We start from the raw sequence: 23061 nt of genomic DNA, 5'->3' as shown, positions 1-23061 counted from the left end.
CTAGAGGGAGCAGCGGTAGTAGTCGAGTCGCGCGGCGGCGTCGGCGTCCAGCAACCAGACCGTCTGCTCGGTGCCGCGGACGACCCCAGCGGGCAACGCGGGATCGCCCGCCATGGCCCGCGCCACCACCTCCGCCTTCTCCGCGCCGCTGCCCAGGAACCACACCTGGCGCGACCGGTTGAGCGTGTCGACGGCCAGGCTGATCCGCTGGCTGGGGGGAGTGGGCGCGTCGTTCACGCCCAGCACCTTGTGCGTGGTCGGCTCGAACGACGGGTGCGCGGGGAAGATCGAGGCGACCTCCCCGTGGGAGCCCACGCCCAACAGGCAGACGTCGAAGACGGTGTCGCCGAGCTCCTTGCCGTAGGTGACGGCCCCCGCGACCGCGTCGGTGACGCCGTCGGCAGCCGGCATCGGGTGCGTCTTGCTGGGGTCGAGCGTGAAGTGCCCGGCCAGCAGCGCCAGCGTCGGCCCCGCGTTGCGTCCCGGGTCATCGGTGGGCACGAACTGCTCGCTGCTCCACCACAACTCCAACTCGCGCGGGTCGAGGTCGCCCACGAGTGGGCCGAACTCGCGGAAGAGCCGGGTGGCCAGCCTGCCGCCGGTGAGGCACAGCTGGGCAACGCGTCCGCCCTTCTGCAAGGTGCGCAACTGCTGCACCAGCATCCGAGCCCCGTCGGCGGCCAGGGCCTCCGCGTCGGCGTACCTGTGGACCGCAGTCACTCGACCTGGCTGCCCTTCGCCGCCGGGATCGCGCCGTCGGCGCTGGCATCCGCCGGCTCGGGGTGGTCGACGCGGCGCAGCAGTTGCTTCATGGCGTTCTGCAGGATGTCGTCGGGGTCGATCCGGCGCAGCTCCTCGGTGAGCAGCTGCGAGATGTCGCGACGAGGCAGGGCCACCTTGCGCGCCGGGGTCTTGGGTGCCGAGTACGACGCCATCTTGCCGTCGGAGCGGCGGATGCTGATGGTGCCCTCGTCCATGGTCAGCTCGACCGAGGTGATGCCCGGACCCTTGGTGGTGGTGTCGATGCTCACGTTGCAGTCGAGCCGGTCGTCCAGCCACGAGGCCAGCAGGACGCCGGCGGCGTTGTCGACCTCGGCCGCGATCGAGATGTCCTTCAGCTTGCTGGGGTACTGGTCGAGCGCCGACACGAGCAGCGCTCGCCAGGGCGTCAACCGCGTCCAGGTGAGGTCGGTGTCGCCGGGCGTCATGTTGCGGGCCCGTACCTCGAGCGCGTCGATCGGGTCCGCGGCGCCCATCGAATCGCTGATGCGGCGGATCGCCAGCGAGCCCAGCGGGTCGTCGGCCAGGGACACCGGCGACGTGCCGGGCCACCAGGCGATGACCGGGGAATCGGGCAGCAGCAGCGGCAGTACGACGGACTCGCGGTGGTTCGTCAGGTCGCCCTGGAAGCGCAGTGAGATGATCTCGCCGGGCACGTCCTCGCCGAGGTGGATCTCGGCGTCCACCCGGTCGGCCGCGGCGGCGCCGTTCGTGACGATCAGCACGCGGGACGGGTGCTCGCGGCTGGCGTCGATGCAGGCCTCCAGCACGGAGGTGTATTCGCGCAGGTCGGTGATCACCACCAGGGTGAAGACGAGGCCGGACGCCGCGCCGACGTCACGCCGGGCGGCGGTGATGGCGTTCTGGATGCCCTGGGCGGTGGTGCCCTTCAGAGTCTTGATCATCGCTCGTTCCTCTCTCAGGGTCGGCGCCAGGCGCGTCCATCGCGGGTCAACATGGTCTTGCCCGACGGCGGGCCCCAGGAGCCGGCGACGTAGCCCTCCGGCTGGCGCCGCTTGGCGTCCCAGTAGTCGAGGATCGGGTCGAGGATCTCCCACGACTGCTCGACCTCGCGGGCCTGCGGGAACAGCGGCGGGTCGCCCAGGAACACGTCCAGGATCAGGCGCTCGTAGGCCTCGGGGCTCGACTCGGCGAACGAGTTGCCGTACTGGAAATCCATCGTGACGTCGCGGATCTCCATCTGCGTGGCCGGCACCTTCGCGCCGAAGCGCAGGGTGACGCCTTCGTCGGGTTGGATGCGCATCACCAAAGCGTTGGAGCCGAGAGCCTCGGTCTGGGTCGCGTTGAACGGCAGGTGCGGCGCCGGCCGCATCATCAGCGCGATCTCGGTGACGCGGCGCGGCATGCGCTTCGCGGTACGCAGGTAGAACGGCACGTCCGCCCAGCGACGGTTGTCGATGTCAACGCGGATCGCGGCATAGGTCTCCGTCGTGGAGTCGGGCGAGATGCCGTCCTCCTCCAGGTAGCCCTTCACCTTCTCGCCGCCTGCCCAACCCGCCAGGTACTGGCCGCGGGCGGTGTGAGACTTGAGGTCCGTCGGCGGCCGGGCCGCGCCCAGCACCTTCTCCTTCTCGCTGCGCAGCTGGGCCGCGTCGAAGGACGTCGGCTCCTCCATGGCGATCAGCGCCAGCAGTTGCAGTAGGTGGTTCTGGATCACGTCGCGGGCGGCGCCGACGCCGTCGTAGTAGCCGGCGCGGCCGCCGATGCCGATGTCCTCGGCCATCGTGATCTGGACGTGGTCGACGTAGTTGCGGTTCCAGACCGGCTCGAACAGTTGGTTGGCGAACCGCAGCGCCAACATGTTCTGTACCGTCTCCTTGCCCAGGTAGTGGTCGATGCGGAACACGGAGTTGGCGTTGAAGACGCTCTCGACCGTCTCCTCGAGCTCGATCGCGCTGCGCAGGTCGTGCCCGAACGGCTTCTCGATCACGACCCGGTTCCAGGGCGTCTTCTGCTCCTTGTCGACGAGTTGCGCCTTGCGCAGATTGCTGATCACCGCCTCGAACCGGTTCGGGGGGATCGAGAGGTAGTAGGCGTGGTTGCCTTCGGTGCCCTGTTCCTCGTCGAGGACGCGTAGCGTCTCCTTCAGGCGCGCGTACGTGTCCTCGTCGGTCAGGTCCCCGGTGACGACCCGAAGGCCTTCGTGGAGCTGCGCCCACACCTCCTCGCGGAAGGGGGTGCGGGCGCGCTCTTTGACGGCCTCCAGGCAGTAGTTCGCGAAATCGTCGTCGTCCCAGTCACGCCGGGCGATGCCGACGAGACCGAAACCCGGAGGTAGCAGGCCACGGTTGGCCAGGTCGTAGATGGCTGGCAACAGCTTCTTGTGTGCGAGGTCGCCGGTGACCCCGAACATCACCAGGGCACAAGGCCCGGCGACGCGGGGAAGACGACGATCCTGGGAGTCGCGAAGCGGGTTGACGTAGCTCTGCTCGCTCACAGTCGAAATCGATTCCTTAGCTGGTTGATCGGGGCCGAGGTTACTTGGCGTTGGCCTGTGCGGTCTTCACGGACTCGACGAGCTCGTCCCAGGAGACCACGAACTTCTGCACGCCCTCGTCCTCGAGCACCTTGTAGACGTCGGCGAGATCGACACCGGCCTTCTCGACCTCGTCGAGGACCTTCTGGCCCTCCTCGCCGGAGCCCTGGATGGACGTGCCGACCTCGCCGTGATCGGCGAACGCCTGCATGGTCTTCTCGGGCATCGTGTTGACGACGCCCTCCGCGACCAGGTCGCTCACGTAGAGGGTGTCGGGCAGCGACGGATCCTTGGTGCCGGTGGACGCCCACAGCGGGCGCTGCTTGTTGGCGCCCTTGGCCTCGAGCGCCTTGAAGCGCTCGCCGCCGAAGACCTCGTCGAACGCGGCGAGGGCGACCTGGGCGTTGGCGATGGCGGCCTTCCCCTTCAGGTCGTCGCGGCCGGCCTGGGTGAGTCGCTTGTCGATCTCGGTGTCGACGCGCGAGATGAAGAACGACGCCACCGAGTGGATCGTCGACAGGTCGCGGCCCGCCTCGGCGGCCTTCTCGAGGCCGGTGAGGTAGGCGTCCATGACCTCGCGGTAGCGATCGACCGAGAAGATCAGGGTGACGTTGACGGAGATGCCGCGGGAGATCGCCTCGGTGATGGCCGGCAGGCCGGGCTTGGTCGCCGGGATCTTGATGAGGACGTTCTCGCGGTCGACCAGGTCGTAGAGCGCCTGGGCCTGGTCGATGGTGCCCTGGGTGTCGTTGGCCAGGCCCGGCTCAACCTCGATGGAGACGCGGCCGTCGTAGCCGGCGGACGAGTTGTAGATGTCCTTGAACAGGTCACACGCGTTACGGACGTCGGCGGACGTCAGCTCCTGGATCGCCTTGGTGACATCGACGTCACCGACCTCGCGGAGCTGCTCTTCGTAGTCGGCGCCGTGCGTCAGCGCCGCCGCGAAGATGGTGGGGTTGGTCGTGACCCCGGAGACGGAGTTCTCGTCGATCAGGCTCTTCAGGTTCCCGCTGTTCAGACGGTGGCGCGACAGATCGTCGAGCCAGATCGAGACACCGGCGTCGGCGAGGGCCTTCAATCGATCGTTCATGATCTTCTCCCTGAGTGTGGTGGGCCGGCGGGGGACGCCTGCCTTGTTCATCCAGCACTCTAATAGCCTCCGTCAGTGGCCGGGAAGGCGACGGCGTCGACTACACTGCCAGCGGTAGGCGGGAGGCTCATCATTCGATTTCACGGGACCGCCGGCGAACAGGCGCGCGTCAGCGCTACGGGTGCGCCGGCCACAGCGGGGGAGCGGTTCTCGGCTTATCTGGGTCTGACGAAGCCGCGCATCATCGAGCTCTTGCTCGTGACGACCATCCCGGCCATGTTCCTGGCCGCGGACGGCATCCCCGACCCCGTTCTCGTCTGGTGGACACTGCTCGGCGGCGCGCTGTCAGCTGGCGGCGCCAACTCGTTCAACTCGATCATCGACCGGGACATCGACGAGCAGATGCGCCGCACCCGGCGGCGTCCGATGGTGCGCCATCTCGTCGGCAAGACCCAGGCCTACGTCTTCGCCTGGACGCTGACGATCGTCTCCACGCTCATCCTGGGCTTCGGTGCGAACTGGCTCTCGGCGGCACTCGCCCTCGTCGCCACGCTGTACTACGTCTTCGTCTACACGCTGTGGCTCAAGCGCCGCACCCCGCAGAACATCGTGTGGGGCGGCATCGCGGGCTGCTTCCCTCCGCTCATCGGCTGGACGGCCGTGACCGGTTCCGTGGCCTGGACGCCGATCGTCCTGTTCCTCATCGTGTTCTGGTGGACGCCGCCGCACACCTGGGCGCTCGGGCTGCGCTACCGCGAGGACTACGCCGGCGCCGACGTCCCGATGCTCCCGGTCGTCCGCGAGGCGCCCGAGGTGACCAAGCAGATCCTGGTCTACGCGGTCGCGATGGTGCTGACGTCGCTGGCCCTGTGGCCTGTGGCCGGTACCGGCTGGCTCTACCCGGCCGTCGCGGCCATCGCGGGCGTCTGGATCCTATGGGAGGCCTTCCGCCTGGACGCCCGCGCGCGGGCCGGACAACGTGACGCGGCGCTGCAGCCGATGCGGCTGTTCCACGCCTCGAACACCTACCTGGCGCTGGTCTTCTTGGCTGCCGCGATCGACCCGCTGCTCTTCTAAATCCGCAGGGACGCCGCGTCAGCCCTGCAGGGCCGGCGCCGGCTCAGCCGTCGGGGCGGCGTCCACCGGGGAGGGCGCGAGCAGCAACTGCAGATGCGACAGCGCGATGGCGAACAGGCTCGTGCCGACCATGTGGCCCAACACCAGCGCGATCGGCAGGTGCGTGAAGTACTGCACATAGCCGATCGCCCCCTGGACCAGTTCGACCAGCAGCAGCGCGACGTACACGCGCCACAGGCGGCGGTCGGCCTTCGCCAGGATCAGGCCGGCGACCGTCAGCGCGACCAGCACCCACACCATCCACGCGTGCGTCTTGGCCGCCCACTCCAGGGGCAGGCCGTTGCGCTGGGCGGCGCCGTCGCCCGCGTTCGGGCCCGCGCCGGTGACGACGACGCCGAGCAGGATGACCGCGATGCCGACGAAGCCGATCATGCGGGCGACCGCGAGGTTGCGGCGTCCGACCGCCAGCGGCGGGATCCGCCACGCCATGTGCAGCATCTCCATGCACCACCAGATCAGCAGCACCGACACGACCATGTGCAGCCCGACCACCCACGGGTTGAGTTGCAGCCGCACCGAGACGCCGCCGATGACGGCCTGGGCGATGATGCCGAGACCAACGAGGATCGCCCGGCCCAGCAGCCGCCGCGGCATGGTGCCGGCGCGGACGTGCTTCAGTGCGCTGAGCGCGGTGCCGATCGCGATCGCGATGAGCACGAACGTCAGCAGGCGGTTGCTGAACTCGATCACCCCGTGGATGCCCGCCTCGGGCACCGGGACGTACGAGCTCGGCTCGCAGCGCGGCCACGTTGAACACCCCAGGCCCGACTTGGTGAGCCGGACGAGCGCGCCCGTCCAGATGATCACCATGTTCGCGACGACGGACGCCAGCGTCCAGCCGCGCAGGGCTCGGGGGGAACTCAGGAGGTCCATCGGAAGGCCTTTCGGGCGAGGAAGAGCAGGACGACCGTCCAGGCGGCGAGGACGGCCAGGGGCCACAGCGGCGCAGCCCCGGAGGCCCAGCCGCGCAGCAGCTCGCCGAGCGCGCCCGAAGGCAGCGCGGCCAGCAACGGACGGAGGGCGGCGGGATAGGCCGACAGGGGCAGCACGAGCGCGCCGCCGGCCGCGACCGCGAGATAGATGAGGTTGGCCACCGCCAGCGTCGTCTCGGCGGACACCCGCCCGGCCAGGGCGAGCGCGACGCCGGCGAAGGCGAGCATCGCCAGGACGACGCCCACGAGGGCCGGCACCGTGCCGGCGAGGGTGGGCTGCGGGCGCCAACCGAGGGCGAGCGCGACCGCGGCCAGCAGCACGAGCTGGCCGGCGGCCACCGCCGCGGTCGCCAGCGCCTTGCCGCCGATGAGATCGCCGCGGGTCAACGGGGTCGCGGCGAGCCGCTCGAACACCCCGTAGCGGCGCTCGAAGCCGGTGTTGATCGCCAGCGACGTGAAGGACGTCGACCACACGGCCAGCGCCAGCACGGAGGCGGGGAACGCCTGCGGGTCGAGCCCGACGCGTCCGCCCCACACGAGCCCGGCCACGAGGAGCGCGACGGGGATCACGAGCGCCAGCAGCAGTTGCTCGCCGTTACGCAGCAGGAGGCTCGCCTCCATGCGGGCGTGGGAGCCGATGCGGCGCCCGCGGGCCGCGGGGGCGGCGGCCGGTGACAGGTCGAGGCTCATGCCTGACCTCCTCGGGTGTGGGCCAGGAAGACGCTCTCGAGCGACCCCTCCCGGGTCAGCTCGGCGACGGTGCCGTCCAGCGCGATGGCGCCGGCGTCCATGATCCAGACGTGGTCGGCGAGCTGTTGGGCCTCGTCCATCGCGTGGGTGGTGAGCAGCACCGCCACCCCGGCGTCTCGCAGCGCGCGGATGACGTCCCAGGTGTGGTGCCGCACGTGGGGATCCATGCCGGCGGTGGGCTCGTCGAGGAAGACGAGTTCGGGACGGCCGACGAGGGCGCCGGCGAGGTTGACCAGCTGCTTCTGGCCGCCCGAGAGCCGCCGGTAGGGGGTCTGGGCGAACGGGCCGATGCCGAGGAGGTCGATGAGCTGCTCGGTCGGCTGGGGGTGGAGGTAGAGGGAGCCGAGGTAGGCGAGCAGCTCACGTGGCCGGACGCCCGACCAGGCGCCGGTCGACTGCGGCATCAGGCCCAGCCGGGCCTGAACGTCCGGGCTGCCGGGCGCGCCGTCCAGGACGCGGATGGTGCCGGTGTCGGGGGTGAGCAGGCCGGTGCAGCAGCGGATCGTCGTGGTCTTGCCTGCGCCGTTGGGCCCCAGCAGGGCGGTGATGCGGCCGGGGCGCGCCTCGAAGCTCAGCCCGTTCAGCACGGGCGCTCCGCCGAGGGCGAGCCCGACACTCGACAGGGTCAACGCGGGTTCGGACACCCGCACAGTGTAGGACGCGGCCCCCGGCATCGGTTGCCGGGGGCGCGTCGGTGAGGGGGAGCGCCGGCGGGTCAGCGGACGCGTTCCTCGTCGAGGGCCTGGCGCGGCGTCTCCTCGGCCAGGACGGCGTCCCCGGGCCTGTCTGCCGTGGCGCGGGGGGCCGCGAAGTCGGCCGCCGTCAACATCGGGGAGTCGATCCGCATCGCGTAGAACGAGCGCCACACGAAGTACGCCGAGGCCAGGAAGAACACCGCCGCCAGCACGTGCACCAGGGTGCCGTTGCCGCCCGACGTCAGGGACACCGCCAGCTCGACGGCCAGCAGGCCGAACAGGGTGGTGAACTTGATGACCGGGTTGAGCGCCACCGACGAGGTGTCCTTGTACGGGTCGCCGACGGTGTCGCCAACGATGGACGCGTCGTGCAGGTCGGTGCCCTTGGCGTCCAGGTCGACCTCGACGATCTTCTTCGCGTTGTCCCAGGCGCCGCCCGCGTTCGCCATGAAGATCGCCTGGTACAGGCCGAACAGGGCGATCGAGATCAGGTAGCCGATGAAGAAGAAGGGCTCCACGAACGCGAAGGCCAAGGTGGCGAAGAAGATGCCCAGGAAGATGTTCAGCATGCCGCGCTGGGCGTACTGGGTGCAGATCTCCACGACCCGCCGGGAGTCGCTGACGGACGCCCGCGTGGCGCCCATGTCGAGCTTGATGTTGTCCTTGATGAACTCCACCGCCCGGAACGAGCCCGTGGTGACGGCCTGCATGGACGCGCCGGTGAACCAGTAGATGACCGCGCCGCCGGTGATGAGCCCCAGCAGGAACGGGGCGTGCAGCAGCGACAGCATCTCGAGGTTCTCGGTGACGCCGTTGGTGAGGGCCACGATGATCGAGAAGATCATGGTGGTCGCGCCGACGACGGCGGTCCCGATGAGCACCGGCTTCGCGGTCGCCTTGAACGTGTTGCCGGCGCCGTCGTTCTCCTCGAGCAGGCGCTTGGCGCGGTCCCAGTTGACGTCGAAGCCGTGATCCGCGCGGATCTGCTCGTCGATGTCGTCGATCTGCTCGATCATCGACAGCTCGTAGACCGACTGGGCGTTGTCGGTGACCGGACCGTACGAGTCGACCGCGATCGTGACGGGGCCCATGCCCAGGAATCCGAACGCGACCAGCCCGAACGCGAACACCGCCGGGGCGACCATCATGGCGCCGAGGCCGAGCGTGGAGATGAAGTAGGCCACGCTCATCAGGCCGACGATCGCCAACCCCAGCCAGTAGGCGCTGAAGTTGCCCGCGACCAGGCCGGACAGGATGTCGAGCGAGGCGCCACCCTTGTTCGCGGACTTGACGACCTCCTCGACGTGCTTGCTCTTCACCGAGGTGAAGGCCTTCACGAGCTCCGGGATGAGGGCGCCGGCCAGCGTGCCGCAGGAGATGATCGTGGCGAGCTTCCACCACAGGCTGTCGCCGCCCGGGATCGCCATCATGGTGGTGCTGAACGGGCCGATCATCAGGTACGAGGTGAGGTAGGACAGCACGATCGAGCTGATCGAGGTGATCCAGACGAGGTTCGTCAGGGGGCGCTCGAAGTCCATCTCGTCGGCCTGGGCGTACTTTGCCTTGGTCAGGAATTGGTTGACGGTGTACGAGAGCGCGGACGCGACGATCATCACGGCGCGGATGAAGAAGATCCACACCAGCAGGGTCGACTGCAGCACGTGGTTCTCCGCCGGGACGGCCAGCATGATGAACGTCACCAGCGCGACGCCGGTGACGCCGTAGGTCTCGAAGCCGTCGGCGGACGGCCCCACCGAGTCGCCGGCGTTGTCGCCCGTGCAGTCGGCGATGACGCCCGGGTTGCGCGCGTCGTCCTCCTTGATCTTGAACACGATCTTCATCAGGTCGGAGCCGACGTCGGCGATCTTGGTGAAGATGCCGCCTGCGATGCGCAGCGCCGAGGCCCCCAGCGACTCGCCGATGGCGAAGCCGATGAAGCACGACCCGGCGATCTCGCCGGGCAGGAACAGCATGATGAACAGCATCGCGAACAGTTCGACCGAGATCAGCATCATGCCCACGCTCATGCCGGCGTGCAGCGGGATCTCGTGGCAGTTGTAAGGACGACCGCGCAGGGACGCGAAGGCCGTGCGGCTGTTGGCGAACGTGTTGACGCGGATGCCGTACCAGGCGATGGCGTAGGAGCCGCCCATGCCGAGCAGCGAGAACGCCAGGATGATCGCGACCTGCCCCCAGCCGGAGCCGGCCAGGAAGCGGAAGTAGATGAAGATCACCGCGCCGATGAAGACCCAGAGCACCAGCAGGAAGCGGCCCTGCTGGACCAGGTAGGCCTTGCAGGTCTCGTAGATGAGGTCGGAGATCTCCCGCATCGACACGTGCACGGGGAGCTTGCGCAGCTGCAGGTACGTGACGACGCCGAACAGGAAACCGAAGAAGCACACGACGAGGCCGAGCATCAGCAGCATGCGGCCGTCGACGAGGTCGTTGAAGAAGCGGGCCGACGACAGGTCCGGCAGCGCGATGTTGGCTTCGCCGCCGTGCCGCTCGCCGCCCGAGGGGGGTGAGGACGGGCCGGAACAGCCCGCCAAGAGGAGGGTGGTGGACGCCGCGGCCAGCAGCCGCGCCGGCGTCCTGTACGCGCGTCGCTGCGCGCCGGAGTGGGGGTCGGGGAGATGAGGCGTGCTCATTGATTTCCTTGAATCTTCACGTGGGGAGCTCGGCATCGAGCCACCACCCACGCTATGCCTCTGGCCGGGCGCAGGAGGCCGAATTCGAGAAGGACCGCCAGAGGGTTTGCGTGGACCCCGTGATTTAGCAACAATGGCGTTGTGAAAAACGAGGCGGTGATGATGAATCCGGTGGCCGAGGCGCCGTCGGAGGACGCCTCGACCCGCGACCGGGTGGCGTTGTCCGTCCTCGAGCACGGTCCCTCGACCGCCGCGGAGCTCGCCGACCGCCTCAGCCTGACCGCGGCCGCCGTCCGGCGGCACCTGAGCGTCCTCGTGGAGGTGGGCCACCTCGTCTCCCGCGAGAAGCGCGTCTACGGCCAACGCGGCCGGGGGCGTCCGGCGAAGGTCTTCGCGCTCACCGATGCCGGCCGCGCCGAGTTCTACCAGGCCTACGACAAGCTGGCGATCCAGAGCCTGTCGTTCTTGGCCGACAGCCTGGGCGAGGGGGCGATCTCCGAGTTCGCCGAGTCGGTGATGTCGACCATCGAGACCCGGTTCGACCCGTCGCCGGAATACGACACGGCGGCGGACGCGTTGGTGGCTGTGCTGACGCGTCAGGGGTTCGTGGCGTCACTGCGGCCCATGCCCGCCGGGCGCCAGCTGTGTCAGTACCACTGCCCGTTCGCTCACGTCGCGCGCGAGTTCCCCGAACTCTGCGCGGCCGAGACCAGGATCTTCTCCCGCGTCCTCGGCTCCCACGTTCAAAGGCTCGCCACGATCGCCCACGGCGATGGGGTGTGCACCACCTTCATCCCACACACGCTGCAACAGGAAGGTCAGAAATGACGCAGACGCAGGCACCCGGTACCGGGTCGACCCAGGACGAGCACCTCGAGGCGCTCGGCAAGTACCGTTTCGGCTGGCACGATGAGGACGTCGCCGGTGCGAGCGCGCAGCGCGGCCTGAACGAGGCGGTCGTGCGGGACATCTCCGCCCGCAAGGACGAGCCCGAGTGGATGCTGAAGCGGCGCCTGAAGGGCCTGAAGATGTTCGACCGCAAGCCGATGCCCACGTGGGGCGCCGACCTGTCGGACATCGACTTCGACAACATCAAGTACTTCGTCCGCTCCACCGAGAAGCAGGCGGCCTCGTGGGAGGAGCTCCCCGAGGACATCAAGAACACCTACGACCGCCTGGGCATCCCCGAGGCCGAGAAGGCCCGGCTCGTGGCCGGCGTGGCCGCGCAGTACGAGTCGGAGGTCGTCTACCACAAGATCAACGAGGAGCTGGAGCGCCAAGGCGTCATCTTCCTCGACACCGACACCGCGCTGCGCGAGCATCCCGAGATCTTCGAGGAGTACTTCGGCACGGTCATCCCCGTCGGTGACAACAAGTTCGCCTCGCTGAACACCGCCGTGTGGTCGGGCGGCTCGTTCATCTACGTGCCCAAGGGCGTCCACGTCTCGATCCCGCTGCAGGCCTACTTCCGCATCAACACCGAGAACATGGGCCAGTTCGAGCGGACGCTGATCATCGCGGACGAGGACTCCTACGTCCATTACGTCGAGGGCTGCACCGCCCCGATCTACAAGTCGGATTCACTGCACTCCGCCGTCGTCGAGATCGTCGTGAAGAAGAACGCCCGGGTCCGGTACACGACCATCCAGAACTGGTCGAACAACGTGTACAACCTGGTCACCAAGCGCGCCACCTGCGAGGAGGGCGCCACGATGGAGTGGGTCGACGGCAACATCGGCTCCAAGGTCACGATGAAGTACCCGGCGGTGTGGCTGATGGGCGAGCACGCCCGCGGCGAGACGCTGTCGATCGCCTTCGCCGGCGAGGGCCAGCACCAGGACACCGGCTCCAAGATGGTGCACGCGGCCCCGAACACGTCGAGCTCCATCATCAGCAAGTCCGTCGCGCGGTCCGGCGGCCGGGCTTCCTACCGCGGCCTCGTCCAGGTCAACGAGGGCGCGGAGAAGTCGGCGTCCTCGGTGAAGTGCGACGCGCTGCTGGTCGACTCGGTCTCCCGCTCCGACACCTACCCCTACGTGGACGTCCGCGAGGACGACGTGTCGATGGCCCACGAGGCCACCGTCTCCAAGGTGAGCGAGGACCAGCTGTTCTACCTGATGAGCCGCGGCATGGAGGAGGACGAGGCGATGGCGATGGTCGTGCGCGGCTTCGTCGAGCCGATCGCCCGCGAGCTCCCGATGGAGTACGCGCTCGAACTCAACCGGCTCATCGAGCTGCAGATGGAGGGCGCGGTCGGCTGAGCCCGCCCGTCCCCCGCCTCGCCACCTATTTCGGACAAGGAGATCATGAGCACCACGCTGGACCTGGGCGACGCCCCCACGCCGCCCGACAACCCTGTCGCGTCCGCCGACCGCCGGGTCGAGTCGCACCTGCACCCCAGCCCGAGCTGGGACGTCGCCGACCACCCCGAGCCGGTGGGCACGGAGGAGGTGTGGCGCTTCACGCCGCTGCACCGCATCAAGGCGCTGTTCGCGGAGCCGGACCCCGGCGCCCGCATCGAGCGGCACGTCGACCTGCCCGAGGGCGTCACGCTGAGTGAGATCGGCGCCCAGGAGGCCCGTGAGCTGGCGGCCGAAGGCCCCATCGACCGCGTCGCGGCGCTGGCCGCCGAGCACGCCGGCACGATCAGCCGCCTCGACGTCCCGAACGACGCCGTCGTCGACGACGCCATCATCCTCGAGACGACGGGCACCGGCGCCGCCCTGGCCGAGCACCTGGTGGTGACCGTCGGTCGGCACGCCCAGGCCACCGTCGTGCTGCGGCACCAGGGGTCGGCGCGGTACGCCGCCAAGGTGGACGTCCGCGTCGGCGAGGGCGCGCACCTCAACTTCGTCAGCGTCCAAGACTGGGCGGATGACGCCGTCCACGGCGGGCAGACGTCCTTCGTGATCGGACGCGACGCGCAGGTGCGCACCATCGACGTCAGCCTCGGCGGCGACCTGGTGCGGCTCACCGACACCGCCCGCTACGACGGCCCGGGCGGCACGCTGGAGCAGTTCGGCCTGTACTTCGTGGACGCCGGCCAGCACATCGAGCACCGCCTGCTTGTCGACCACAACCAGCCCAAGACGGTCTCGAACGTCGACTACCGCGGCGCCCTCCAGGGCGACGGCGCGCACTCGGTGTGGGTGGGCGACGTCGTGATCCGGCCCGAGGCGCTCGGCATCAGCACCTACGAACAGAACCGCAACCTCGTCCTCACCGACGGGGCCTGGGCCGACTCGGTGCCGAACCTCGAAATCGAAACCGGCGAGATCGAGGGGGCGGGCCACAGCTCGACCACCGGACGGTTCGACGACGAGCAGCTGTTCTACCTCACCTCCCGCGGCATCGGCGAGCTCGAGGCCAAGCGGCTGGTCGTCCAGGGCTTCTTCGCCGACATCATTCGGCGCATCGGCGTCCCGAGCCTCGAGGCCAAGCTCATGGAGGACATCGAGTCCGAGCTGGCCGTGACCATGGGCGGCGCGCAGTGAGCTTCGTGCGCGCGTGCGCTGTTGACGAGCTGACCGACGAGACGCCGTTCAGCGTCGACGTGTCCGGCACGCTCGTCGCGATCGTGCCCTCCGAGGGCGAGCTGTTCGCGATCCGCGACGAGTGCTCGCACGCCCGCATCATGCTGAGCGAGGGCGAGGTCGAGGAGTGCACCATCGAGTGCTTCGCGCACGGCTCGCGCTTCGACCTGCGCACCGGCGAGCCCCTCGACCTGCCGGCGACCCAGCCGGTCCCCGTTTATCCCGTCACGATCGAGGGCGGCGACGTCCTCGTCGACATCGACAATCCCCTTGCCATCCAGGAGTCCTGAAGTGTCCCTTTCCATCAATGACCTGCACGTCGACGTGGCCACCGAGGCCGGGCCGAAGGAGATCCTCAAGGGGGTGAACCTCGAGATCAAGCCCGGTGAGGTGCACGCCATCATGGGCCCGAACGGCTCGGGCAAGTCCACGCTGGCGTACTCGCTGGCGGGCCACCCCAAGTACACGATCACGTCGGGTTCTGCGAGCTTGGACGGCGTCGAGCTCAACGGGCTGACCGCTGACGAGCGCGCCCGCGCCGGCCTGTACCTGGCGATGCAGTACCCGGTCGAGGTGCCCGGCGTCTCCATGGCGAACTTCCTGCGCACCGCGAAGACCGCCGTGTCCGGCGAGGCGCCCAAGGTGCGTACCTGGGTCAAGGAGGTCAACGCGGCGATGAACAAGATGGGCCTCGACTCCGACTTCGCCCAGCGCTCGCTGAACGAGGGCTTCTCCGGCGGCGAGAAGAAGCGCGCGGAGATCGTCCAGCTCGATCTGCTCAACCCGAAGTACGCGATCCTCGACGAGACCGATTCGGGGCTCGACATCGACGCGCTGCGGGTCGTCTCCGACGGCGTGAACCGCTACATGGAGCAGGGCGATCGCGGCCTGCTGCTGATCACCCACTACACGCGCATCTTGAACTACATCAAGCCGGACGTGGTGCACATCTACGTCGACGGCCGCGTGGTCGATCAGGGCGGCCCCGAGCTGGCCAACGCGCTCGAGTCCACCGGCTACGACAAGTACGTGAGCGCGGCGAAGGCCGATGCCTGATCGTCCTCTTCGGTGGGGTGATCCGCGGACGTCCCGTTCGGACCTGAGCAACGAGCAGTGGCAATCCGCGCGGGACGCCCGTGCGGCCGCCGCCCCCGCTGGACGCCGCGGTGCGGGCTCGCTCGGCGAGGCGTCCACCGATGCCCCGCCGCGTCCGGACGAGTTGGCCGACGCAGCGCAGGGGCCGCTCGGCACCGAACGGACGGCGCCCACGGCGGCGCTGGAGGACCGCATCGCGGCCTTCGATGCGTCCGGCGACCCCTACGGTCTGGCGCGTGCGGTCCGCCCGGACTTCCCGATCTTCGGCCGGACGGTGGGGGAGTACCCGCTGGCCTACCTCGACTCGGGCAACACGTCGCAGAAGCCGCAACAGGTCGTCGAGCGGATGGCCGAGCACTACCTGGCGCACAACGCCAACGTCGCGCGCGCTATGCACACCCTGGGCGCGGAGGCCACCGAGGCGTTCGAGGGCGGACGTGCCAAGGTCGCCGCGTTCGTCGGGGCGCGTCCCGAAGAGATCGTGTTCACCAAAAACGCGTCCGAGGCTCTGAACCTGTGCGCGCACACCCTCGGGCAGAAGCTCGCCCTGGGCCCCGGCGACGAGGTCGTCGTCTCCGTCATGGAGCACCACTCGAACATCGTGCCGTGGCAGTTGCTGTGCGAGCGCACCGGCGCCACGCTGCGCTGGTTCGACGTGACCGACGACGGACGCCTCGACCTCGACAAGGCGGCCGCCGACGGACTCATCAACGAGCGCACGCGCGTCGTGTCGCTGGCCTGGGTGTCGAACGTGCTGGGCACGGTCAACCCCGTCGCCGCCATCGCCAGCAAGGCCCACGAGGTGGGCGCCGTCATGATCGCCGACGGCTCCCAGGGCGTCCCGCAGCTACCCACGGACGTGGCGGCGCTCGGCGTCGACCTGTTCGCGTTCACCGGCCACAAGATGGTCGGCCCGACCGGGGTCGGCGTGCTGTGGGGACGCTACGACCTGCTCGAGACGCTGCCCCCGTTCCTCGGGGGCGGCGAGATGATCGAGATCGTCACGATGGAGCGCAGCACGTTCGCGGCGCCGCCCGCGCGGTTCGAGGCGGGCACCCCGCCGATCGCGCAGGCCGTCGGGCTGGGCGCGGCCGTCGACTACCTGAACGCGGTGGGCATGCAGCGGGTCGCGGCGCACGAGCACGCGATCACCGGCTACCTGCTGGAGCGGCTCGCGGGCGTCCGCGGCGTGCGGATCCTCGGGCCGGCCGAGCCCGTCGACCGGGGCGGCGCGGTGTCGTTCACCGTGACGACCGACGACGGCCTCGACGTCCACCCGCACGACCTGATGCAGTTCCTCGACAGCCGGGGCGTCGCCGTCCGCGGCGGTCATCACTGCGCGCGCCCGCTGCACAAGCGGTTCGGCATCCAGAGCTCGACCCGGGCGTCCGTGTACCTGTACACGACGCCGGAGGACGTCGACGCGCTGGCCGACGCGCTGGACTACACGCGCGACTTCTTTGGAGGGAAGCGATGAGCGTCGAACAGATGTATCAGGAGATCATCCTCGACCACTACAAAGAGAAGCATCACTCGGGGCTCCGCCAGCCCTACGAGGCCGAGGTCACCCACGTGAACCCGTCCTGCGGCGACGAGATCATGCTCCGCGTCCACCTGGACGGCGACACCGTCGCCGACATCAGCTACGACGCGGTGGGGTGCTCGATCTCGCAGGCGTCCACGTCCGTGATGACCGACCTGGTGATCGGACGCACGGTGGACGAGGCGATGCAGATCGCCACGGACTTCCAGGAGATGATGCACTCCCGTGGCGAGGCGGAGCCCGACGAGGACATCCTGGAGGACGGCATCGCCTTCGTCGGGGTCGCCAAGTTCCCCGGGCGCGTCAAGTGCGCCATGCTGGCCTGGTCGGCCTGGAAGGACGCCGTCGCCCAAGCGATGACGAGCAGTGACAAGGAGAGCCGATGACCGAAAATCCGCAAACCCGACCCTCGGACCTGGTGCGCGACACCTTGCCCGGCGAGCAGGACGTCGTCAGCTCCAGGCCCACGATGGAGGACCTGGAGGAGGCCATGCGGGAGGTCGTGGACCCCGAACTCATGGTCAACGTGGTCGATCTCGGCCTCGTCTACGGCATGCACCTGGACGAGGAGAACAACGCCACCATCGACATGACGCTGACCTCGCCGACGTGCCCGCTGACCGACCGGCTCGAGTACGACACGCAGGTCGCGATGGAGGGCCTCGTCAACTCCGTGGCCATCAACTGGGTCTGGCTGCCGCCGTGGACGCTGGACAACATCACCGAGGAGGGGCGCGAGCAGCTGCGCGCGATCGGGTTCAGCGTCTAGCGCTCCGCCTGCGCCTCCTCGAGCTGGCGCAGGCCCTCGGTGAGCTCGGTCAGGACCGGTCCGGTCAGGCCGGCCGCTTCCGCGACCGCCAGCGCCTCCACGTACTCGCCGCGCGCCTCCTCGACGCGTCCGGTGCGCTCCAGGGCGGGCGCGAGTGACTTCCGCAGCGACACCTCGTCGAACGGCATGTCCCGCGCGACGCTCTGGTCCAGCGCGCTGCGATACAGCTCGACCGCGTCGTCGTCCCGTCCCGCGAGGGCCGCTAGGTCGGCGGAGACGTGTAGGAACTGCAGCCCCAGGAAGGGGTCCGGCTGTTCGGAGACGGCGTTCTCGACGTCGGCCAACAGGTTCGCCGCCGCATCGTGGAGCCCTGTCCAGGCCGCCCACTGCGCCTCCACCAGCAGCAGCGCGGTGCGGGCCCGGCTCGGCTGGTGGACGCCCTTGAGAGCCCGCGCTTCGTCCAGGACGACGCCCGCCTCCTGAAGATTGCCGTCGTCGATGAGGCTGGAGGCCAGGTTCACCAGGCCGAGGATGCCGCTCAGCGGGACCGAGCCGTCCGCGGTCGGCCGGGCGGCCGCTCGGTAGTGCTTCTCCGTCAGCTCCGCGTCGCGGCGCGAGTCATGGAGGATGCCGAGGTTGAGGTGGATGCTCGAGCGCAGCACGGGCTGGTCGTCGGACGTCCCCGCCAGCGCCTCCTCGAGCGCGCGCCGGCCCTCCTCGAACCGGCTCGCGTAGGCGCAGGCCAGGCCCAAGGAGTTGAGCGCTAGCAACCGCACCTTCTCGAGCCCCAGTTCGTCGGCGATCACCAGGGCGGCGCGCAGCTTCTCCTCCGCCTCGGCCAGCTCGGCCCGCCGCGCGTGATGGTCGCCGAAGCGGAGCAGAAGCGCCGCCTCGCCGAGTCGGTCGCCGCTGTCGCGGGCCACCTCGAGGGTCTCCTCCTGCAGCGGGGATCCGCTGGGATAACGCATCTCGTCGTAGGCCCACATCGTGCGCTCCGCCAGCGTGACGATCGCCCGGGCGTCCATCCGACCGACGGACCCCACGGTGACGCGGATCAGCACGTCGTTGTCGGCCAGGCGCGCCCAGGCCTGCGCGCGATCGAGCGGCAGCTCGGGGTGCGGCACGCCCTCGGGCCAGGGCAGGAGGCAGAGCTCGTCGTCGAGCGTCGCGCGCTCGACGAGGGCCATGTGGTAACCGAGGATGCGGGTCAGCGCCTCGCCTACGACCTCCGGCGCGTCCTCCGCCTCGAGCCGCTCCTGGGCGAGCGCGGCGACCAGGTCGTGGCGCGCCCACAGGTCGGGATCCAGCGGCGTCAGCAGGCTCCGCTGGGCGAGGGCCTCGAGCTCGCGCCGGGCGGCGACGCGGCTCAGCCCGGCGATCGCGGCGCTGCTGTCCAGCCCGACCGTCGGCCCCGGAAGCAGGCTCGTCAGGCGGAGGAAGCGCTGGGTCGACGGCGGCAGGGTGCGATACGACCAGTCGAGAATGGTGCGCACCTCGCCGCCGGTCTCGCGGTTGAGCGCGAGCACGTCCAGCAGCGGCTCGCCGTCGGCCACCTCGCTCAGGACGCCGCCGAGCGACCCGAGGGCCTCGGCCCGTTCCCGGACCACCTGCAGCGCCAGCGGCAGCCCGCCGCACAGGTTGAGCACCGCGTCGATCTGCGGCGCGCGACCGGGCAGGCGGCTGAGCAGCCGGCGGGCGTCCGCGTCGGCGAGGGGGCCCACCTGCAGGCGCACGGCCCCGTTGCGGACGCCCAGGCCCCGAAGCTGGTCGCGGCTGGTGAGGACGACGTCGCTGCGGGTCGTGCCCGGCAGGAACGGCTGGACCTGCTCCTCGCCCTGGGCGTTGTCGAGGATCAGCAGCAGCCGCCGGCCGGAGACCGCCGTGCGGAAGACGTCCATCCGCTCGTCGAGGGTGGGCGGCAGCAGGGCCGTGTTGTGGCCGAGGGCGGCGAGGAAGCGGGTCAGCGTGCGTTCGGGGCCGACGGGTTCCTGGCTGGAGTAGCCGCGCAGATCGGTGTAGAGGACGCCGTCGGGGTACTCGTCGAGGTGCTGGGCGGCCCATTGGCCGACGATGGCCGTCTTGCCGACACCGCCGGCCCCGACGAGGGCGACGAGGCGTCCGACGCCGTGGGAGGGGCGCAGCGCCTCGTCGAGCGCGGTGAGCTCACGCTCCCGGCCGACGAAGTCGCGCGCCAAGGGCGGCAGCTGGCGCGGGACGGGCGCGGCGTTGTCCACCGCGGCCGACTGGGCCGGCGGGTTCGTGGCGATGCGGTCCAAGGCGACGATCCATCGCTTGACCTCGCGCTGGTCGCCGCCGAGCGCGGTGATGATCTGGGCCAGCGCGTCCGCCGGAGGGATGACGCGTCCGCTCACGTAGACGTGCACGGTGGAGCGGGGGATCCGGGTCGCCCGGGCGAGGTCGTCGATGCTGACCCGCGCCTTGCCGGTGCCGAAGGCGGCGCGCCGGCGGAGGCTGTTCAGCGCGGAAACGAACGCTTCCACGCTGTCGATCCCCGAGGGGTCGATCGGCCCCTGAACCGGGCTGGTTCTCCGCTTCGTCAACTGACCTCCCACGGCCGGGGCGCCGGTCCCGATGCCGACGCTGGGCCATCGTAACGCCCTTGTGGACGCATGAGGCCCGATCCCGGTCACACGATGGTCACCCTTGTCAGCCGGGGCTCGGCCTCATCGGGACGCTCAGTCGCCGGCCGGCAGGGCGCGGTGTGAGCCGCGGCCACCCTTGGGCGTCGGGTCGTCGGGGTCGGCGTCCAGCACCTGCGGCTGACCGGCCTCCGAGGGGTTGGTCGTCTCCGGCTTGCTGGCGATGAAGGCGTTGAGCCAGCGGGTGTCGGGATCGTGGTCGACGAGCAGGTTCTTCACCAGCAGGGTGGCCGGCAGGCCGAGCAGCGCGCCCATGGGGCCGAGCACGGTGCTCCACAGCAGCAGGGAGAGGAACGACACCGTCGCTGTGACGCCGACCGCGTCGCCGTTGAACTTGGGCTGGATGATCGACTGCAGCACGAAGTTGATCACCGAGTAGGCGATGATCACGATCAACGCCGCGGTCGGTCCCTGGGTGAGGAGCGCCATCAGGACCGGCGGGATGATGCCGATGATGAAGCCGACGTTCGGGATGTAGTTCGTCAGGAACGACACGATGCCCCAGACGAACGCGAGCGGGATGTTCATGAAGAGCAGCACGGCGACATCGAGGACCGCGACGATCAGGCCGAAGATGGACGTGACGATCCAGTACCGGCGCACGCCGAGCACGAAATCGGTGAGCGCGACCGAGACCCGGGGCTGGAACTTCTGCAGCGAGACCTCGCGGGAATGGAACGTCCCGGAGTCGATCACCATCATGAACATCATGACGATGATCACCGTGACCAGGGAGACCAGGTTCGAGACCTGGCTCAGCGCGCTCTGCGCCAGGCCGGTGAAGTTGGCGGGGCTGATCTGCTGCAGCTGGCTCACCAGCTGCTGCTCGGTGATGCCGAAGCTGGCCAGCAGGGCCACCGACTCCCGGTACAGCTCCAGGTAGCGGCTCTGATAGGCGGGGAGCTCGGTGACCAGCGCGCTGACGCCCCAGCCGAGCGCGAAGAAGAAGATCGCCAGGATCAAGAAGACGACCAGGAACAGGGCGAGGGCGCCGACGAGGCGCGGCGCGCCGCGCTTCAACAGCGCCGTCCGGACGGGCCACGCCGCGATGAACAGGTTGACGGTCAAGAACAGGGGACCGACGATCTCGGAGATCGTGTTCAGACCGGCGAGGCCGACCACCGCGGCGGCGATGACGAGCAGGACGATGAGGATCTGCGGCGTGCCGGACGTGCGGCCCTCGGGGGTGCTTTCCATGACGGGAAGGGTAGTTGACGTCCGCGTCCGCTCCGCCACCCGCCCAGGTGACGACGCGGCGGCGCTCAGGACGGCCGGTAGAGTGGCTCCTCGTGATTGTTGCGCGTGAGGTGGAGGTCCAGGTCGGCGCCCGGACGTTGCTGCAGCCCGTCTCGTTCCAGATCGCCGGAGGCGACCGCATCGGCCTGGTGGGCCGTAACGGCGCCGGCAAGACGACGCTCACCCGCATTCTGGCCGGCGAGGCGCTGCCCGCCGGCGGCACGATCCAGCGCACCGGTCAGATCGGCTATCTCCCTCAGGACCCCCGTACCGGCGACCTGCACATGCTCGCTCGTGAGCGCATCCTCGCCGCCCGCGGCCTCGACAACATCATCCGGCGGCTGCGCACCTATGAGACCGCGATGGCCGAGGCGTCCGGGGACGCCGAGCGCGAGAAGGCGATGGCGTCCTACACCCGCGCGGAGACCGAGCTCGCCGCGGCGGGGGGCTATGCGGCCGAGTCGGAGGCCGCCCGGATCGCCGCGAACCTGGGCCTGCCCGAGCGGGTGCTCGACCAGGAGATCGGCACCCTGTCCGGTGGCCAGCGCCGCCGTGTCGAGCTGGCGCGCATCCTGTTCTCGGGGGCCGACACGCTGCTGCTCGACGAGCCGACGAACCACCTGGACGCCGACTCGATCATCTGGCTACGCGGCTACCTGCAGACGTACGCCGGCGCGGTGCTGATGATCTCCCACGACACGGGCCTGCTCGACGCCACGGTCACCAAGGTGTTCCATCTGGACGCCAACCGCGCCGTCCTCGACGTCTACTCCATGGACTGGAAGCGCTACCTGATGCAGCGCGAGACCGACGAGAAGCGTCGCCGCCGCGAGCGCGCCAACGCCGAGCGCAAGGCGGAGCAGCTGATGGCGCAGGCCGACAAGATGCGCGCGAAGGCCACCAAGGCCGTCGCCGCGCAGAACATGGCGAAGCGGGCCGAGCGGCTGGTCGCGGGCCTGGAGAACGAGCGGGCAGCCGACCGGGTCGCCAAGATCCGCTTCCCCGACCCGGCCCCGTGCGGCCGCGTGCCGTTGACCGCCGAGGACCTGTCGCGAAGCTACGGGTCGCTGGAGGTCTTCACCGGCGTCGACCTCGCGATCGACCGCGGGGCGAAGGTCGTCGTGCTCGGCCTCAACGGCGCCGGCAAGACGACGCTGCTGCGGCTCCTGGCCGGCCTGGAGGAGCCGGATACCGGGCGCGTCGTGCCGGGCCACGGGCTGAAGCTCGGCTACTACGCGCAGGAGCACGAGACCCTGGACGTCTCCCGCAGCGTCCTGGACAACATGAAGACGGCCTCGCCGGACCTCAACGACACCGAGGTGCGCAAGATCCTGGGGTCGTTCCTGTTCAGCGGTGACGACGTGGACAAGCCGGCGCGCGTCCTGTCCGGCGGCGAGAAGACCCGGCTGGCGCTCGCGATGCTGGTGGTGTCGGCGGCGAACGTCCTGCTGCTGGACGAGCCGACCAACAACCTCGACCCGGCATCCCGCCAGGAGGTGCTCAACGCGGTCCGCACCTACGCGGGCGCCGTCGTCCTCGTCACCCACGACGAGGGGGCCGTGCACGCGCTGGATCCCGACCGGGTGCTCCTGCTCCCCGACGGCGACGAGGACCTGTGGAGCCCCGAGTACGCCGAGCTGGTCTCCCTGGCCTGACGCCAGACCCTGCCGCGTCGGGGGTGTCCGGGTGGCCCTCT

The 23061-nt window shown here is 69.6% G+C and carries 19 protein-coding genes and 1 pseudogene; 10 read left to right on the top strand and 10 right to left on the bottom strand.

Features of this window, described 5'->3' with window-relative positions; genetic code table 11:
- From pgl to tal, 4 genes are read right to left on the bottom strand one after another with little or no spacing between them, the layout of a single operon-like run.
- Positions 1 to 720 (bottom strand): 6-phosphogluconolactonase, encoded by a 720-nt coding sequence (gene pgl, locus BN1187_RS10900; protein ID WP_040161637.1) that lies wholly within the window; start codon positions 718 to 720, stop codon positions 1 to 3.
- The gene (locus BN1187_RS10895) at positions 717 to 1685 is read right to left on the bottom strand and encodes a glucose-6-phosphate dehydrogenase assembly protein OpcA (RefSeq protein WP_052462615.1); all 969 of its coding nucleotides are present in this window, start codon (positions 1683 to 1685) and stop codon (positions 717 to 719) included. The genes pgl and BN1187_RS10895 overlap by 4 nt, the downstream gene beginning before the upstream one ends.
- A 14-nt stretch (positions 1686 to 1699) precedes the next feature.
- On the bottom strand, positions 1700 to 3238 hold the full coding sequence (zwf, locus tag BN1187_RS10890; protein WP_235750658.1) for a glucose-6-phosphate dehydrogenase: 1539 nt from the start codon (positions 3236 to 3238) through the stop codon (positions 1700 to 1702).
- Positions 3239 to 3278: 40 nt separating this feature from the next.
- On the bottom strand, positions 3279 to 4367 hold the full coding sequence (gene tal / locus BN1187_RS10885; RefSeq protein WP_040161630.1) for a transaldolase: 1089 nt from the start codon (positions 4365 to 4367) through the stop codon (positions 3279 to 3281).
- 171 nt (positions 4368 to 4538) lie between these two features.
- Between tal and BN1187_RS10880 the strand changes: the two are divergent.
- Positions 4539 to 5444 (top strand): annotated as a pseudogene (locus BN1187_RS10880) (heme o synthase); the annotation flags it as partial.
- Between the two features lie 18 nt (positions 5445 to 5462).
- On the opposite strand, the gene BN1187_RS10875 reads toward BN1187_RS10880, so the two are convergent.
- From BN1187_RS10875 to BN1187_RS10860, 4 genes are read right to left on the bottom strand one after another with little or no spacing between them, the layout of a single operon-like run.
- Positions 5463 to 6377, bottom strand: coding sequence for a COX15/CtaA family protein (locus BN1187_RS10875; protein ID WP_040161627.1), 915 nt, complete (start codon positions 6375 to 6377; stop codon positions 5463 to 5465).
- On the bottom strand, positions 6365 to 7126 hold the full coding sequence (locus BN1187_RS10870) for an ABC transporter permease (protein ID WP_040161624.1): 762 nt from the start codon (positions 7124 to 7126) through the stop codon (positions 6365 to 6367). Before BN1187_RS10870 ends, BN1187_RS10875 begins: the two co-directional genes overlap by 13 nt.
- Positions 7123 to 7860 carry an ABC transporter ATP-binding protein gene (locus tag BN1187_RS10865; protein ID WP_082034660.1) on the bottom strand — a complete coding sequence of 246 codons (738 nt, stop codon included), beginning with the start codon at positions 7858 to 7860 and terminating at the stop codon, positions 7123 to 7125. The genes BN1187_RS10870 and BN1187_RS10865 overlap by 4 nt, the downstream gene beginning before the upstream one ends.
- Positions 7861 to 7901: 41 nt before the next feature.
- Complete coding sequence (locus BN1187_RS10860; protein ID WP_082034659.1) at positions 7902 to 10529, bottom strand: sodium-translocating pyrophosphatase; 2628 nt, start codon at positions 10527 to 10529, stop codon at positions 7902 to 7904.
- Positions 10530 to 10691: 162 nt separating this feature from the next.
- Here BN1187_RS10860 and BN1187_RS10855 point away from each other — a divergent pair, with 162 nt between their 5' ends.
- Genes BN1187_RS10855 through BN1187_RS10820 form a run of 8 tightly spaced genes read left to right on the top strand, consistent with a single transcriptional unit; the run spans position 10692 to position 17469 of the window.
- On the top strand, positions 10692 to 11357 hold the full coding sequence (locus BN1187_RS10855) for a helix-turn-helix transcriptional regulator (protein WP_187119674.1): 666 nt from the start codon (positions 10692 to 10694) through the stop codon (positions 11355 to 11357).
- The gene (gene sufB, locus BN1187_RS10850) at positions 11354 to 12790 is read left to right on the top strand and encodes a Fe-S cluster assembly protein SufB (protein ID WP_040161618.1); all 1437 of its coding nucleotides are present in this window, start codon (positions 11354 to 11356) and stop codon (positions 12788 to 12790) included. Before BN1187_RS10855 ends, sufB begins: the two co-directional genes overlap by 4 nt.
- Before the next feature lie 45 nt (positions 12791 to 12835).
- Positions 12836 to 14023 (top strand): Fe-S cluster assembly protein SufD, encoded by a 1188-nt coding sequence (gene sufD, locus BN1187_RS10845; protein ID WP_052462614.1) that lies wholly within the window; start codon positions 12836 to 12838, stop codon positions 14021 to 14023.
- Positions 14020 to 14352, top strand: coding sequence for a non-heme iron oxygenase ferredoxin subunit (locus tag BN1187_RS10840; protein ID WP_040161617.1), 333 nt, complete (start codon positions 14020 to 14022; stop codon positions 14350 to 14352). The genes sufD and BN1187_RS10840 overlap by 4 nt, the downstream gene beginning before the upstream one ends.
- A gap of 1 nt (position 14353) precedes the next feature.
- Complete coding sequence (gene sufC / locus BN1187_RS10835; protein WP_040161613.1) at positions 14354 to 15118, top strand: Fe-S cluster assembly ATPase SufC; 765 nt, start codon at positions 14354 to 14356, stop codon at positions 15116 to 15118.
- Positions 15111 to 16634, top strand: a complete 1524-nt coding sequence (locus BN1187_RS10830) for a cysteine desulfurase (protein WP_082034658.1) — start codon at positions 15111 to 15113, stop codon at positions 16632 to 16634. Before sufC ends, BN1187_RS10830 begins: the two co-directional genes overlap by 8 nt.
- Positions 16631 to 17086, top strand: coding sequence for a Fe-S cluster assembly sulfur transfer protein SufU (gene sufU, locus BN1187_RS10825; RefSeq protein WP_040161611.1), 456 nt, complete (start codon positions 16631 to 16633; stop codon positions 17084 to 17086). Before BN1187_RS10830 ends, sufU begins: the two co-directional genes overlap by 4 nt.
- Positions 17083 to 17469, top strand: a complete 387-nt coding sequence (locus BN1187_RS10820; protein ID WP_052462613.1) for a metal-sulfur cluster assembly factor — start codon at positions 17083 to 17085, stop codon at positions 17467 to 17469. The genes sufU and BN1187_RS10820 overlap by 4 nt, the downstream gene beginning before the upstream one ends.
- Here BN1187_RS10820 and BN1187_RS10815 read toward each other — a convergent pair.
- Together BN1187_RS10815 and BN1187_RS10810 are read right to left on the bottom strand one after the other, a co-directional pair.
- Positions 17466 to 19970: an AAA family ATPase gene (locus tag BN1187_RS10815; RefSeq protein WP_052462612.1), complete on the bottom strand. Its 2505-nt coding sequence runs from the start codon at positions 19968 to 19970 to the stop codon at positions 17466 to 17468. The two genes, BN1187_RS10820 and BN1187_RS10815, sit on opposite strands and share 4 nt — an antisense overlap.
- A 195-nt stretch (positions 19971 to 20165) precedes the next feature.
- A complete protein-coding gene (locus BN1187_RS10810) occupies positions 20166 to 21326 on the bottom strand; it encodes an AI-2E family transporter (protein WP_052462611.1) in 1161 nt (386 codons plus the stop codon).
- A gap of 92 nt (positions 21327 to 21418) precedes the next feature.
- Between BN1187_RS10810 and BN1187_RS10805 the strand changes: the two genes are divergently transcribed.
- On the top strand, positions 21419 to 23020 hold the full coding sequence (locus BN1187_RS10805) for an ABC-F family ATP-binding cassette domain-containing protein (protein ID WP_040161608.1): 1602 nt from the start codon (positions 21419 to 21421) through the stop codon (positions 23018 to 23020).
- Positions 23021 to 23061: the final 41 nt, after the last annotated feature.

The organism is Nigerium massiliense (assembly GCF_000826085.1).
GTDB classification, from domain to species: Bacteria; Actinomycetota; Actinomycetes; order Propionibacteriales; family Propionibacteriaceae; genus Propioniciclava; species Propioniciclava massiliense.
This window is presented reverse-complemented; position numbering and strand designations above follow the sequence as displayed.